Origin of the sequence: Bradyrhizobium retamae, assembly GCF_001440415.1 — a bacterium.
GTDB classification, from domain to species: domain Bacteria; phylum Pseudomonadota; class Alphaproteobacteria; order Rhizobiales; family Xanthobacteraceae; genus Bradyrhizobium; species Bradyrhizobium retamae.
This window is the reverse complement of record NZ_LLYA01000157.1, coordinates 51202-65586: the sequence shown is the minus strand read 5'-3', so window position 1 is coordinate 65586 and position 14385 is coordinate 51202. Positions and strand designations below refer to the sequence as shown.

At 63.2% G+C, this 14385-nt stretch carries 11 protein-coding genes; 4 read left to right on the top strand and 7 right to left on the bottom strand.

What is annotated here, in order from left to right; all coding sequences use genetic code 11:
* Positions 1-473: 473 nt before the first annotated feature.
* Entirely contained in the window at positions 474-1694 is a 1221-nt protein-coding gene (locus CQ13_RS19575) for a cytochrome P450 (protein WP_057844476.1), read from the bottom strand.
* A 320-nt stretch (positions 1695-2014) separates the two neighbouring features.
* Here CQ13_RS19575 and CQ13_RS19570 point away from each other — a divergent pair, with 320 nt between their 5' ends.
* From CQ13_RS19570 to cnbZ, 4 genes are all read left to right on the top strand, one after another.
* Positions 2015-2716, top strand: a complete 702-nt coding sequence (locus CQ13_RS19570) for a TetR/AcrR family transcriptional regulator (RefSeq protein ID WP_057844475.1) — start codon at positions 2015-2017, stop codon at positions 2714-2716.
* Position 2717: 1 nt separating this feature from the next.
* Complete coding sequence (locus tag CQ13_RS19565; protein ID WP_057844474.1) at positions 2718-3911, top strand: efflux RND transporter periplasmic adaptor subunit; 1194 nt, start codon at positions 2718-2720, stop codon at positions 3909-3911.
* A gap of 100 nt (positions 3912-4011) precedes the next feature.
* Positions 4012-7104, top strand: coding sequence for a MexW/MexI family multidrug efflux RND transporter permease subunit (locus CQ13_RS19560; protein ID WP_057844473.1), 3093 nt, complete (start codon positions 4012-4014; stop codon positions 7102-7104).
* 122 nt (positions 7105-7226) lie between these two features.
* Positions 7227-7970 carry a 2-amino-5-chloromuconate deaminase CnbZ gene (cnbZ, locus tag CQ13_RS19555; protein ID WP_057844472.1) on the top strand — a complete coding sequence of 248 codons (744 nt, stop codon included), beginning with the start codon at positions 7227-7229 and terminating at the stop codon, positions 7968-7970.
* Positions 7971-8037: 67 nt separating this feature from the next.
* Here cnbZ and CQ13_RS19550 read toward each other — a convergent pair whose 3' ends face one another.
* The 6 genes from CQ13_RS19550 to CQ13_RS19525 all read right to left on the bottom strand — a co-directional run bounded on the left by CQ13_RS19550 (position 8038) and on the right by CQ13_RS19525 (position 14373).
* Positions 8038-8925, bottom strand: coding sequence for an ABC transporter permease (locus tag CQ13_RS19550; RefSeq protein ID WP_057844471.1), 888 nt, complete (start codon positions 8923-8925; stop codon positions 8038-8040).
* Positions 8926-8929: 4 nt separating this feature from the next.
* Entirely contained in the window at positions 8930-9871 is a 942-nt protein-coding gene (locus CQ13_RS19545; protein WP_057844470.1) for an ABC transporter permease, read from the bottom strand.
* 147 nt (positions 9872-10018) lie between these two features.
* Positions 10019-11530: an ABC transporter substrate-binding protein gene (locus CQ13_RS19540; protein WP_057844469.1), complete on the bottom strand. Its 1512-nt coding sequence runs from the start codon at positions 11528-11530 to the stop codon at positions 10019-10021.
* A 40-nt stretch (positions 11531-11570) separates the two neighbouring features.
* Positions 11571-12680: an ABC transporter ATP-binding protein gene (locus CQ13_RS19535; protein ID WP_057844468.1), complete on the bottom strand. Its 1110-nt coding sequence runs from the start codon at positions 12678-12680 to the stop codon at positions 11571-11573.
* On the bottom strand, positions 12677-13666 hold the full coding sequence (locus tag CQ13_RS19530) for an ABC transporter ATP-binding protein (protein ID WP_057844467.1): 990 nt from the start codon (positions 13664-13666) through the stop codon (positions 12677-12679). Before CQ13_RS19530 ends, CQ13_RS19535 begins: the two co-directional genes overlap by 4 nt.
* Positions 13663-14373: a DUF1028 domain-containing protein gene (locus tag CQ13_RS19525; RefSeq protein ID WP_057844466.1), complete on the bottom strand. Its 711-nt coding sequence runs from the start codon at positions 14371-14373 to the stop codon at positions 13663-13665. Before CQ13_RS19525 ends, CQ13_RS19530 begins: the two co-directional genes overlap by 4 nt.
* Positions 14374-14385: the final 12 nt, after the last annotated feature.

The following is a 14385-nucleotide window of genomic DNA, read 5'->3' as shown; positions in this document are numbered from 1 at the left end:
CGATGAATCTCAGGCCGCGGCGCTACGACACGCGGCGCTGCCGGCCGCGGTGGCGCGGCGATACGCGGCGCCGGAGGCGGGGCCATGGCTGGACGCTGTGCCGGAGGGGCTGCACGGAACGCCGGCGCGGCGGGACGAGCCATAGCCGGGGGTGCTGCTGGCCGGGCCATAGAAGGTGGCGGTGCCGCCGGGCGGGCCATCGCCGGTGGCGGTGCAGCCGGTCGAGCTGCTGGCGCAGCCGGGCCACCACCTGCGCCGAGGCCTCTTCGATCCTGGGCGGAGCCGGTGCTTACCGCTATCGCGGAGACACCAAGAAAAAATGCTGCGATGCGAGCGCCACGCGAAAGCATGATCTCAACTCCCTCATGCTTGGTCGCCTGGAACCATCAACGCGCGAGCGTAGAATTCGTTCGTCGCGGCTATGACTTACGTTGCGATTTTACGACGCAGGACCGATACAGTTCGCTTGCGCCTTAGCTGACCGTGCAAGGCACGCTCAGAAATCCACGGAAGCGCACGCGGCCGCCGCGTACCGGTTCGCCGTCGAGCGCATAATCCGGAAAGCGCGCGAGGAAACGCGAGATCGCGATGGCGCCCTCGAGCCGCGCCAACGCCATGCCGGCGCATTGATGCGCGCCGGTGCCGAAGGCCAGATGCCGGTTCGGCGTGCGGCCGATATCGAAACGTTCGGGATCGGCAAACTGGGCGGGGTCGCGGTTGGCGGCGCCGATGCACAGCGTCACCGGTGTGCCCAGTGGCATCGCGACGCCGCCGAGTTCGAACGGCTCGACGATCATGCGGTTTCCGAGTTGGTTGGAGCTCTCGAACCGCAGCATTTCCTCGACCGCGGTCTTGATCAGCTCGGGATTTTCAATCAGCCGGCGTTTCTCGTCTGGGTGGTTCAGTAACGCGACCAGCCCGTTGCCGATCAGGTTGGTGGTGGTCTCGTGGCCGGCATTGAGCAGGAAGATGCAGTTGTGCAGCAGCTCCTTTTCAGTCAGCCGCTCGCCATTGTCTTCGCCCTGAATGAGGCGCGTCAGCACGTCGCGGTCGGGATTGCCGGGCTTGGCCCGTCGCCGCGCCACCAGCCCTTCGAGGTACGCCAGGAAGTCCTTCACCGCCGCGTTGCCGCGGGCGAAGGCGTCCGGACCGATCACCGGCTCCAGCGCGCCGAGAATGGCCAGCGACCAGTCGCGCAAGGGATCGCGCTCGCTTTCCGGCACATCGAGCAGATTGCCGATCACTTCGATCGGAATGGCAGCAGCGAAATCGTCGATCAGGTCCACCTTGCCCTTGGCGGCGATAGCGTCGAGCAGACGGTCGACCAGCCGGACCAGGTCGGGCTCCATGCCGACGATCGCGCGCGGCGATAGTGCGCCCATGATCAGCCGGCGGACGCGGGTGTGGGCGGGAGGATCGTTGAACACGAGGCTCGTGGTGTGGTGCTCGTAGAGCAGGGAGTCGCCATACTTCGGCGAGAACTCCTTCTTCTTGTCGGACGAGAAGGCCTTGGTGTTCTTGTAGGCTGTGACCAGATCGTCGTAGCGGGTCAGGAAATACGACCCATTCGGCAACCGCTTGACCGGTTCGCTCTCGCGCAGCGCGCGATAGGTCGGGTAGGGGTTGGCATAAAACTCGGGCGTCAGCTTTTCGAGGTCGAACGTGGCCGCCAGTTCGCGCGCATCCAGATTCATGGCTCGCCGTACTCGTTGGGAAGAGGGAAAGATAAGCGGCCGTCAAATTAGTCGCATTTGCAACTATCTTAGACACCGCTTTCAAGGCGTCAAGTCGGCGCAGCTTTCAGCCCGCACTATCCAAGCGCCTTGGGATCCAAGCGCCCTGGGGTTGCGCCCAACTCGGGATAAGTCTGCAACGGGAGAGCCCGATTTCCCGAAAAACCGTGCCCAAACAAAGCGATGAGGTTGTGTCTTTGACGCCACCCGGTAGCAGAATCCACCTGGTGCGCTGCAATGTATCCTTGACTTCGTCAAGGTGAGTGATTACTCACGCCCCCATGTCTACTCTGCGCATGACCAGTGACTTGCGGCGGCAATTGATCTTGAGCGCCGCCAAGCGGTGCTTTGCCCGTCACGGCTTTGCCGGCACCACGACCAAGAGCGTGGCGGCGGCTGCGGCCATTTCGGAAGGGCTGTTGTTCAAGCATTTCCCGTCCAAGGCAGCGCTCTATGCCGAAATCCTCGCCGAGGAATGCGAGGCCGATCCGGATTTCGCGCACCTGCTCGGCCAGCAGCCTTCAACGGCCACACTGGTTGAACTGGTCAAGAGTATGGTTGGCCATTTCATGGAGGTGTCGGACGGCTCGGATCAGGAGGAAGCGCAGCGGCTGCGGCTGATGACGACCAGCCATCTCGATGACGGCGAGTTCGCGCGTTTGCTCTACGACAAGGTCGCCGGCCTGATCGGGCCGGTGTTCACCGCGTCGATCGAGCGCGCTGTAACGGCCGGCGACGTGACGCGGATAGGCAGCGATCCGCTCAACCTGTTCTGGTTCGCGCACCATACCGTGCTGATGGCGGCGCTGACGAGGCTTCCGCCCGTGCCCTGTCTTTCCTACGGCAACGCCGCCGACCTGGAGCGGCAGTTGTGTCAATTCATCCTGCGCGGCATCGGACTTACCGAAGCCGCAATTGCTTCTCATTTGGACGGCGAGCTGTCACCGAATTCGGGACAATCGGTAACTGCAGAAAGTGCATGACATGAATATCGTGACCGAACACAAGATTTCGGGCAAGCCGATAACGGAAAAGCCGCACAAGCGGCCGGTCCGCATGGTGCGGTGGCTCATCATCGTTGGAACGCTGCTGGCCTTGCTGGTTGGTGGCCTGGTCTGGTTCAATTACTTCCGCGGCAAGATGATCGCGCAGTTCTTCGCGACCATGAAGCCGCCGCCGACCAGCGTCAACATCGCCGCGGCGAAATCCGAAACGATTCCGAATCTTCTGACCGCCGTCGGCGATCTCGCCGCCGTGCACCAGGTCAACGTGACCTCCGACGTCAACGGCCGCATCACCGATATCCTGTTTACGGCGGGCGCCAGTGTGAAGCAGGGCACGCCGCTGGTTCAGTTGTTCGACGGTCCCGAGCAGGCAGACCTCGCCAACTACAAGGCGCAGCAGCGGTTGGCGCAGCTCTCGCTGGATCGCGCCAAGCAGTTGGCCGAGCGTCAGGTCGGACCACAGGCGACGGTGGATAACGCCCAGGCTGTGTTCGATCAGGCCAGCGCCGGCATCGCCAGGACCGAAGCGATCATTTCGCAGAAACTGGTACGCGCGCCCTTTGACGGTGAACTCGGCGTTCGTAGGGTTGAAGTCGGACAATATCTGACTGCGGGTACGCAGATCGTCTCGCTGACCGATCTGTCAATGCTGTATGCGAACTTCACCGTGACGGAGAAGGACTCCGGCCAGCTCAAGGTCGGCCAGATCGTTCGGATCGCGGTCGACGCCTATCCGGGCCGCACCTTCGAGGGCAAGATCACCACCATCGAGCCGCAGATCGCGGCGGATACGCGCAACATTCGCGTGCAGGCGACGATCCAGAATCCTGACAGGATCCTCAAGCCCGGCATGTTCGCGACCACCACCGTAGTGCTGCCGGACAAGCCGCCGGTCGTCACCGTGCCCGAAACCGCGGTCGACTACACGCTCTATGGCGATTCGGTCTACCTCCTCAGTGAAAAGAAGGAGGAGGACGGCAAGACCAGCCTGATCGCGACGCGCACCTTCGTGCAGACCGGAAAGCGCATCGAGGGCCGCGCCGAAATCCTGAAGGGCTTGAAGGAGGGCGACCGCGTCGTGGCGGTGGGCCAGCTCAAGCTGCAGTCCGGAGCAGCCGTGACAATTTCGAACGATCCGGTGCCGCAGATTCCGGCGAAGCCGCCGCGCTACTGATAAATGGTGCGGCTCCCCTGAGGAGCCGCGGCGAAGGAGGGGCGGAGGTCTATGACTCGACCGCGCTCCGGAAATGCTGAATTCAGCGGGATATTTTACGATGGTCTTCACCGATATTTTCATCAAGCGCCCGGTTCTTTCGGTCGTCGTCAGCCTGCTGATCCTCCTGATCGGTCTACGCGCCGCCAGCGTATTGCCGATCCGGCAATATCCGAAGCTGTCGAATACGGTGGTCAACATCATCACCTCATATCCGGGCGCGTCGGCTAACCTGATTCAAGGCTTCATCACCACGCCGATCGAGCAGGCGGTCGCTTCCGCCGAGGGCGTCGACTACATCACTTCCTCGTCGGTGCAGGGCACCAGCACGATTCAGGTCTACATCAAGCTGAATTTCGATCCGAACCAGGCGCTGACCGAAGTTCTCGCCAAGGTAAACTCGGTCAAATATCTGATCCCGAAGGAATCGAACGATCCGGTCGTGACCAAGACGACCGGCCAGACCACGGCCGTGATGTATCTCGGTTTCTCCAGCGACGAACTCTCGGGCTCGGCAATCTCGGACTATCTGACGCGCGTCGTGCAGCCGGTGCTGTCGACGGTCGACGGCGTCGCATCCGCCGACATCCTCGGCGGCCAGACCTTCGCGATGCGGCTGTGGCTCGATCCGGTGCGCATGGCGGGCCGTGGCGTATCGCCAAGCGATGTCTCGGCGGCGATCGCGGCCAACAACTTCCAGGCCGCGGCCGGTCAGTCCAAGGGCTACTTCATCGTCTCGAACGTCCAGACCAACACTGACCTGCGGAACCTCGAGCAATTCAAGAAGATGATCGTCAAGTCCCAGGACGGCGGCTTCGTGCGCGTGGAGGATATCGCGACCGTCGAACTTGCGGCGCAGAGCTCGGACGCGAGCGTCGCGTTCAGCGGCGAGCGTGCGATCTTCATCGGCGTGCAGGCGACCCCGCAAGGCAACCCGCTGACGCTGGTCAAGGGCGTGCGCGCGCTGTTTCCCGAGCTGGAACGCAACCTGCCGCCATCGATGAAGATGAAAGTGGCCTACGATTCCACCAAGTTCATTCAGTCGTCGATCGACGAGGTGAAGAACACGCTGATCGAGGCCGTCCTGATCGTCGTGGTCGTGATCTTCCTGTTCCTGGCCTCGTTCCGCTCGGTCATCATTCCCGTGGTGACAATTCCACTGTCGCTGATCGGTGTCTGCAGCCTGATGCTGATGATGGGATTCAGCTTCAATCTTCTGACGCTGCTGGCGATGGTGCTGGCGATTGGGCTCGTGGTCGACGACGCCATCGTGGTGGTGGAGAACATCCATCGCCATCTGGAGGAAGGAAAGACGCCCGTCCAGGCGTCGCTGCAGGGCGCGCGCGAAATCGTCGGCCCCGTGATCTCCATGACGATTACGCTTGCCGCCGTGTACGCGCCGATCGGCTTCCTCGGCGGCCTGACCGGTTCGCTGTTCCGCGAATTCGCCTTCACGCTGGCGGGCTCGGTGATCGTGTCGGGCGTGATCGCGTTGACGCTGTCGCCGATGATGTGCTCGGTCCTCCTCAAGAGCGCGGACGAAGGGCGGTTCTCGAGGCTGGTCAACAGGGTGTTCGGCTCAATGACACGCTGGTACGGCCGCCAGCTCGACCGGTCGCTCGACTATCGCCCGATTACCGGCTTGTTCGCGTTGACGATCCTGGGTCTGGTCGGTTTCCTCTACATGAACACCTCCAAGGAGCTCGCGCCCGAGGAGGACCAGGGCATCGTGTTCTCGGTGACCAAGGCGCCGAAATACGCCAACATCGATTATATCGACTTCTATGGCGACAAGCTCGACAAGGCCTTTGCCGGTTTTCCGGAGACAGACCTGCGTTTCGTCCTGAACGGCATCAACGGGCCGCAGGGCGGCATCGCCGGCATGCTGCTCAAGCCGTGGGACGAGCGTGAGCGTTCCTCGATCGCGCTGAAGCCGCTGGTGCAGGCGGAGATCAGCAAGATCGAAGGCGTTCAGGCATTTGCGTTCAACCTGCCGCCGTTGCCGGGCGGGCCCGGCGGCCTGCCGATACAGATGGTGATCAATTCGACCGCCAGTTTCCAGGCCGTCTATGAACAGATGGCGAAGCTGAAGGACGCGGCGCGCGCGAGCGGTATGTTCATCGTCTCCGACAGCGACCTCGAATTCAATCAGCCGGTGGTTCGCGTCTCGATCGACCGCTCAAAGGCGAGCGACCTCGGCATCAACATGTCGCAGGTTGGCGCTACCTTGCAGACGCTTCTGGGCGGCAATTACGTCAACCGCTTCAACCTCGAGGGACGCTCGTATCAGGTGATCCCGCAGGTGTCGCGTGACAAGCGGCTCTCGCCGGAAGCTCTTGGCGGTTACTACGTCCCGACCAACACAGGGCAGCTAGTGCCACTGTCCACCATCGTGTCGATCGAAACCGCCACCGATCCGAATGCGCTGACGCATTACAACCAGCTCAATTCAGCGACGTTCTCCGCGGTGCCGATGCCGGGCGTGACGGTTGGGCAGGCGGTGGATTTCCTGGAGGGCGAAGCGAAGAAGATGCCTGCCGGCTTTGGCCACGATTATCTGGCCGACTCCCGGCAATATGTGCAGGAAGGCAATCAGCTCGCGATCACCTTCGGCTTCGCGCTGATCATCATCTTCCTGGTGCTGGCCGCGCAGTTCGAAAGCCTGCGCGATCCGCTGGTGATCATGATCAGCGTTCCGATGGCGATCGTCGGCGCCTTGATCCCGCTGTTCTTCGGCGTGGCGACCATCAACATCTACACCCAGGTCGGGTTGCTGACGCTGGTCGGCCTGATCACCAAGCACGGCATTCTGATGGTGGAGTTCGCCAACGAGCTGCAGCTCAAGGAAGGCCTCGACAAGCGTTCGGCGATCGAAATGGCTGCCCGCATCCGGCTGCGGCCAATCCTGATGACGACGGCGGCGATGGTCACCGGTCTGATCCCGTTGCTGACCGCCACCGGCGCGGGCGCTGCCAGCCGATTCTCGATTGGTCTCGTGGTGGTCGCGGGCATGTCGATCGGCACGCTGTTCACGCTGTTCGTGCTGCCGGCGGTCTATGTCTGGTTGGCGACCGATCACCAGGCCAAGGCTGGCTCCAAGCGGACCAAGGAGATCGCGGATTTCGATCTTGGGTCCGCGCTCAAGCCAACCTGAGCCTTTGTAACTGCAGAATAGCAAGCGGCGGCAGCGGGAAATCGTTGCCGCCGCTTTTTCATGCCGGGAGATGCGACGTCGGTGTGTCTCCATGCTAAAGATAGAAAAACAGGGGAGCCAACATGACGAGCGACTTTCCCGCCGGCAATTACCGCTTCATTCCCGCCGTGTTCCAGTATTCGGGCGGTGTCGCAGCCAATCCCGGATTCGAGATCGAGCGGGTGCGCTTCGACCAATGGCTGCCGCTGGCCGAAGGCTTTGCGCGGATCGCAAGGTACATCGAGGCAGCGGGCAGGCCGCTGACCTCGTTCTGCGCCTGCGAATTACGGTCGCCGGCGGCATTCACCGACGAGGGGTTCCGCAATTTCAACCTGCACTACGTCAAGACGCTCAGCGAATGGGGCGTCTATGACGGCACGACCAATCCGGTGGCGCGCAGCAATGTCTGTCCGGAGATCGATCCGCCGGCCGAACCGTCATTCTACGCATTTTCATTCACGCGGCCGAGCCAAAGCACGGCGCCGAGCTTCGTGATCGCGGGCAGCGGCGAGTCGCAGGAGGGCAATGCGAGCTACGCCGAACGCACCGTGCGTTACCGCGATGTCAGTCCTGAGGGTATTGCGGAGAAGGTCCGCTACGTCGCCGGCGTGATGGAGCGGCGCATGGGCGAGTTCGGGTGCGGCTGGAAAGACGCGACTGACGTGCAGACCTACACCATCCACGATTTCCACCACGTCTTTGCCGATGCGCTGGTTCGCCGCGGCGCCGCGCGCGGGGGCCTGACCTGGCACTTTGTCCGGCCGCCGGTGATCGATCTGGAGTATGAGATGGATTGCCGAAGGGTGCTACGGGAGATCGTGATCTAGACAGGCCACCAGCGGGCCTCATGTTTCGAGACGCGCGCGAGCGCGCTCCTCACCATGAAGGTCTCAACTACCGCTCCCTCGGATCGAGCGCGTCGCGCAAACCATCGCCGACCAGGTTGAACGACAGCACCACGAGAAAGATCGCCAGTCCCGGCCAGACCGCCATCCACGGCGCATTGGTCAGGAAGCGCTGCGCAGCGTTGAGCATGCTGCCCCAGGACGGGGCGGGCGGCTGCTGGCCGAGGCCGAGAAACGACAGCGCGGCTTCGGCGATGATGGCAGCCGCTATCGACAGCGTCGCCTGCACCAATAGCGCCGGCATGATGTTAGGCAGGATGTGAAACAGCGCGATGCGCCAGCGCGGATTGCCCATGGCGCGCGCGGCCTCGACGTAATCCTCGACCTTGACGCTCATCACCTGGCCGCGGGTCAGCCGCACGAAGATCGGCGTTGCCGAGATGCCGATCGCGATCATGGCGTTGCCGAGGCTGGGCCCTAAGAATGCCGCGAGCGCAATCGCCAGGATCAGGAACGGGCAGGCCAGCATCGCATCCGTGATGCGGCTGATCAGGGCATCGATGAAGCCGCCGCGATAGCCCGACAGGAGGCCGAGCGGCACGCCGATCGACAACGCGATCCCGACCGAGATGGCGCCGGCCAGAAGCGAAGCCCGCGCGCCGTAGATCACGCGGGCGAGAATATCGCGGCCGAGCTCGTCGGTGCCGAACCAGTGCAGCGCGGAAGGCGGCTTGCGCACCAGCGACCAGCTTGTCGCGATCGGCTCATAGGGCGAGATCAGCGGCGCAAACACCGCGAGCAACATGAAGGTTGCGATCACGACCAACCCGGCCACCGCGCCCTTGCGCTTGAACAGCCGGCGCAGCGCGCGCCGCGCCGGGCTCTCCAGCTCGTCGGAGTCGGCAATCGGTAGCGCATTGAGCGTGGTGTCGACCATGGCTTTAAGCCCTCAGCCTAGGATTGACGAGGACATAGGCGATATCGGCAATGAGATTGAGCGTGATGTAGATCGTCGCCGTGGTCAGCACGACACCTTGCACGACCGCATAGTCGCGGTTGAAGACCGCATCGACGATCAGCTTGCCGAAACCGGGAATCGAGAAGATCTGCTCCGTCAGCACCGCACCCGACAACAGCGTGCCCAGCTCGAGCGCGCCGAGCGTGATCACCGGCGTCAGCGCGTTGCGCATGGCGTGCTTGAGAATGACCGAGCGCTCGAGAAGCCCCTTGGCGCGGGCGGTGCGGACGTAATCGCTTTCCAGCACCTGCAGCATGGCGCTGCGGGTGTGCCGCATCAGGATCGCAGCGATGGCGTTGCCGAGCACGAAGGCCGGCATGATGGTGGAGGCGATGCTGGCGCGCCAGTTTTCGGTCAGCGGCACATAGCCCGATGCCGGCAGCCAGCCGAGCTGGATCGAGAACAGGAAGATCAGCATGATGCCGAGCCAGAAGTTCGGCGTCGAGATTCCCCACAGCGCAAAGAAATTGGCGCCATAGTCCCAGGCCGTGCCTTTCTTGACCGCCGATATGATTCCGGCCGGAATGCCGATCAGGAAAGCGATCACGATCGCCATCGACGCAAGCTGCATCGTCACCGGCAGCTTTTGGGCGATCAATTCGCGCACCGGCACCTTGTTGCGAATCGACTCGCCGAAATCGCCCGACAGCACGCCCTTGACCCAGTAGACATATTGCACCGGCACCGGCTGATCGAGCCGGTACTGTTCGCGGATCTGCGCGATCACATCAGGATCGCGTTCCTCGCCGGCCATCACCAGCGCCGGATCACCCGGTAACAATTGCTGCAGCGAGAAGATCAGGATCGAGACGAAGAACAGCGTCGGGATGAGCTGGACGATCCGCCGCGCGAGGAAGTTCAGCATGGCACTATCCGTGTCCCGGGCGCAGCGCAGCGTGCAACGATGCGCTGCAGAACCGGGACCCATGCGAGAGAGGCGGTAGGTACTGGCTCAGCGTTGCACCGCTTCGCGCTGCAACGCGTCCGGGACACGAGACTGCGCGAGCCCCGCTCACTTCAGCTTCAGCCCGACCACCCGCACCAGCCCGTCCGGCATCTGCTTGTAGCCTTCGAGCTTCGTCGTATGCGCGATCAGGATGCGGCGGTGGTAGATGTAGAGCAGCGGCTTTTCCTCCAGCACGATCTTCGCCAGTTTTTCGTAGATCGCCTTGCGCTGCGCCTGATCGGTAGCCAGGCGGCCATCGTCGAGCGCCTTGTCGGCCTCCTTATTGGACCAGCCGCTGTAATTCTGCGGCGCGTCGCTCTTCTGGAAGACATAGGAGTTGCCGTCCGGGTCGATCCGACCGCTCCAGGCCAGCATGAAAGCCTGGTACTCACCAGCTTCGGCCTGCTTCAGCGAGGTCGCAAATTCCGTGACCCTGATCTTCATGTCGAAGCCAGATTCGGCGGCCATCGATTGCACTACCTGTGCGACCGCCTCGGTCTCCGCACCCTTGGGCACCATGAGGTCGACGCTGACCGGCGGCGCGACGCCGGCTTCCTTCAGCAGCGCCTTGGCCTTCGCGACGTCGCGTCCGCGAAGCGGAAAGGCCTTTTGGTAATAGGGATGATCCGGATTGACCCATTGATTGCCCGGTTTGAACTCGCCGTTGAACACCACTTGGTTGATGGCTTCACGATCGAGCGAGAGATCGAGCGCTTGGCGCACCTTGGCGGACTGGCTGAGTGGTCCCTTGGCCTTATCTTTGCCGATATTGAGCGTAATACCCTGATAGCCGAGTTCGATCGCGGTCGAAAGTTTGAGCCGTGAATCGGTCCGAACATCCTTGATGTCAGTGGCAAGCACGCGCTCGATCAGGTCGAGCCCGCCGGATTTCAGGTTGGCGAGGCGAACCGTGGCGTCCACAATTGGCAGGAACACGATGCGGTCGATGAACACATTGTCCTTGTTCCAGTAATCCGCAAACTTCTCGAACACCATGCGGTCCTGCTGAACGCGCTCGACGAATTTGTACGGCCCGGCGCAGACTGGACGGAGTCCGAACTTGTCGCCGGCTTCCTTGGCGGCTTTCGGCGAGACCATCATGCCGGCGCGATCGGTGAGCTGCGCGATCAGCGGTGAGAACGGCGCCTTCAGCTTAAGTTTGATCGTGAGGGGATCAACCATCTCGACACGATCGACGCTCGCCAGCTCCGGCTTGCGGAACGAGCCCTGCATGGTGAGGTGGCGCTCGATCGAATATTTGGCGGCTTCGGCGTCCAGCGGCTCGCCGTCGTGAAACTTGACGCCGGGCCGGAGCTTGATGGTGACTTCCTTGCCGTCGGCTGAGGTCTCGTGGCTCAGCGCGAGCTGCGGCACGATATTGAGCTTCTCGTCGATGTCGAACAGCTTGTCGCAGAACGATGCGAACACGATGCGGCCGACATAGGTGCGGGCCATGGTCGGGTCGAGGATATCAGGGTCTTCGGCGAGCCCGATGCGCAGCGTGGTCTGGGCCTGAACGGTTGCCGGAAGCGACAGCAGCAGCGCCGCCGCGGTGACTGCCAAACGAAAGATTTTCATGCTGCCATCCCCTTATCCACGATTACACTGCACTTGGCCATTACACTGCACTTGGCCGTGTTCCTGATACATCAACCCCGACGCGACCTGCACCTTCCGTGCCACCGCTGAAGGCGGCGACCAATTTTTCCAGCACCGGCGAAAATCCGCCATCGGCGGGAACGATGGCCCCGGGCGACGGCAATTCGGCGGTGCGGTGACACGCCGTCGCGTGTCCCGTGCCGTCGGCGAGCAGGGGCGGAATTTCGGTGCGGCAGCGCTCGATGACGTAAGGGCAGCGGGTATGAAAACGGCAGCCGGAGGGCGGATTGAGTGCGCTCGGCATCTCGCCTTCCAGCACGATGCGGCCGCGCCGGGCCTGCGGTTTGGGCACGGGAATCGCCGACAGTAGCGCACGGCTATAGGGATGCCGGGGCGCGGCGAACAGCGCTTCGGCGTCCGCCGTCTCGACGATACCGCCAAGATTCATCACGGCGACGCGGTCGGCGATGTGCTTCACGACCGCCAGATCGTGGGAGACGAAGATGTAGGCGAGGCCGAGCCGGTCCTGCAGGTCGCGCAGCAGATTGAGGATTTGCGAGCGGATCGAGACGTCGAGCGCGGAGACCGGCTCGTCGCAGATGATCAGTTTCGGCTCTACCGCCAACGCCCGCGCAATCGCGATGCGCTGGCGCTGGCCGCCGGAAAATTCGTGCGGATAGCGGCTGGCAAAGCGCGGCTCGAGCCCGACCAGCCGCAACAGCTCTTCGACCCGTTCGCGGCGGCGCGGGGCCGGCACCAGATCGTGCAGCGCCAGCGGCTCGCTCAGGATCTGGCTCACCGTCATGCGCGGGTTGAGCGACGCATAGGGATCCTGGAAAATGATCTGCGCATCCCGGCGGAAGGCGCGCAATTCGTTGGCGCTGAGCGCGCCGAGGTCGCGGCCCTCGAAGCGAACGTTGCCCGCATCCGGCTCGATCAGCCGCAGCACCAGCCGGCTGACGGTGGACTTGCCGCAACCGGACTCGCCGACCAGCGCCAGCGTCTTGCCGGCCTCGACCGTGAAGCTGACGCCGTCGACTGCCTTTACGTAGGCCGTGGGCCGGCCGAATACCGACCGCGCGGCGACGAAATGTTTCACTAACCCGTCGACTTCGAGTAGCACGGTCATGATACCAGAAGCTCCAGCGGCGCGCGGATGCAGCGCGAGGCATGACCCGCGCTCACCATCGCAAGCGGCGGCGGTGCGGCGACGCAGGCCTCAATGACGAACGGACAGCGCGCGGCGAAGCGGCAGCCGGCTGGCGGGGTCGTCATGTTCGGCACCATGCCCTCGATCGTCGCCAGATGCGCCGTGCGGCGGCCGAGCCGTGGGATCGAGCCGAGCAGGCCGACGGTGTAGGGATGCTGCGGGCTGGCAAAGAGTTCGTCGACCGGCGCGCGTTCGACGATCTCGCCGGCATACATCACCGCAACCTCGTCGCAGACTTCGGCGACCACGCCGAGATCGTGCGTGATCAGGATGATCGCGGCGCCGCTGGCGGCCTTCAGCTCGCGCATCAGATCGAGGATCTGCGCCTGCAGCGTGACGTCGAGCGCGGTGGTCGGCTCGTCCGCGATCAAAAGGCGCGGGTCGCAGGCCAGCGCCATCGCGATCATCACACGCTGGCGCATGCCGCCGGACAGCTTGTGCGGATATTCGTCGACACGTTTCTCGGGCGATGGGATGTGCACCCGCCGCAGCAGCTCGATCGCGCGCTCGCGCGCTTGCCGCCGCGACCCGCCGCGATGGCGCAGGATGGTCTCGATGATCTGGTCGCCGATGGTGAAGCTCGGATTGAGCGAAGTCATCGGCTCCTGAAAGATCATCGCGAGCCGATTGCCGCGCAGATCGCGCAGCGTATCGTCGGGAATGTCGAGGAGATCAAAACCGTCGAAACGGATCGAACCCGACACCTCAGCGGAACGCCTTGGCAATAATCCCATGACGGCGAGCGAGGTCACGCTCTTGCCGCAGCCGGATTCGCCGACGAGGCCAAGCGTCGCGCCATTGGCCACGCTGAGATCGACACCGTCGACCGCGTGCGTGGTGCGGCCATCATCGCCGTGGAAGACCACGCGCAGGCCCTCGATTTCGATCAGCGGGCTCGCGGTCATGCCTTGCGCGCCGTCGCCGCTTCGATGCGGGCATCGATGACCATGCGGTCGGTGATCCCCGCCGGATTCTTGCGCGTCGGCAGGAAGGGGCGGAAATGCACCCAGCGCTCGCGGCTCACCTGTTCGAGACGTTCAAGTTCGGCCAACGGATCGGTATGGTCGTCGACACGCAGGTCGAGATCGGACCATTCTTCTTCGCCGTGGATCAACAGCGCCGCCGATTGCTTGCCGCGCTTGTCGCCGCCGGCGGCTTCGCCGGCCTTCATCGCTACGATCAGTCGCTGCGCAAAGGGCAGGCTGGCATTGGCGACAAAGGCTTTCGCCGTGTCATCGAGCACGGCCGCGCCCGCCAGCATGTTGCCGGCGAGGGAGAAGCCGTCACCCTGGATATGCCCACACCAGTCGATGCATTCACGGCCGGTATGCGCTGCGATGCGGCCCTTGATATCCATGACATGAAGTTGGCGGGCCTCGTGCCCATCGTCGGTAACGAGCAGAATGTCCACCACCTCGCGGGGGCTGCGGCCTTCGCGTAGCAGCTTCACGCCGTCAATGCCGTAATAGGGATTGACCAGCGCCTGCGTCGCGATGCCGCCGACGCCGGGCGCGATATGAGGCACGCGGGCGCCGACCGCAAAAAACCTGGTCGCGACCGCGATACCGATCTGGCCGGTTGAGAAATCACGGGCAATGATCGACCAGGTCATCTCAAGTCGCCT

Excerpts from the sequence above, each read along its gene's own strand:
- cnbZ (WP_057844472.1), top strand. The coding sequence starts at position 7,227 with ATGACGAGCGACTTTCCCGCCGGCAATTACCGCTTCATTCCCGCCGTG.
- CQ13_RS19560 (WP_057844473.1), top strand. The coding sequence starts at position 4,012 with ATGGTCTTCACCGATATTTTCATCAAGCGCCCGGTTCTTTCGGTCGTC.
- CQ13_RS19570 (WP_057844475.1), top strand. The coding sequence starts at position 2,015 with ATGTCTACTCTGCGCATGACCAGTGACTTGCGGCGGCAATTGATCTTG.
- CQ13_RS19525 (WP_057844466.1), bottom strand. The coding sequence starts at position 14,373 with ATGACCTGGTCGATCATTGCCCGTGATTTCTCAACCGGCCAGATCGGT.
- CQ13_RS19565 (WP_057844474.1), top strand. The coding sequence starts at position 2,718 with ATGAATATCGTGACCGAACACAAGATTTCGGGCAAGCCGATAACGGAA.
- CQ13_RS19540 (WP_057844469.1), bottom strand. The coding sequence starts at position 11,530 with ATGAAAATCTTTCGTTTGGCAGTCACCGCGGCGGCGCTGCTGCTGTCG.
- CQ13_RS19550 (WP_057844471.1), bottom strand. The coding sequence starts at position 8,925 with ATGGTCGACACCACGCTCAATGCGCTACCGATTGCCGACTCCGACGAG.
- CQ13_RS19530 (WP_057844467.1), bottom strand. The coding sequence starts at position 13,666 with ATGACCGCGAGCCCGCTGATCGAAATCGAGGGCCTGCGCGTGGTCTTC.
- CQ13_RS19535 (WP_057844468.1), bottom strand. The coding sequence starts at position 12,680 with ATGACCGTGCTACTCGAAGTCGACGGGTTAGTGAAACATTTCGTCGCC.
- CQ13_RS19545 (WP_057844470.1), bottom strand. The coding sequence starts at position 9,871 with ATGCTGAACTTCCTCGCGCGGCGGATCGTCCAGCTCATCCCGACGCTG.
- CQ13_RS19575 (WP_057844476.1), bottom strand. The coding sequence starts at position 1,694 with ATGAATCTGGATGCGCGCGAACTGGCGGCCACGTTCGACCTCGAAAAG.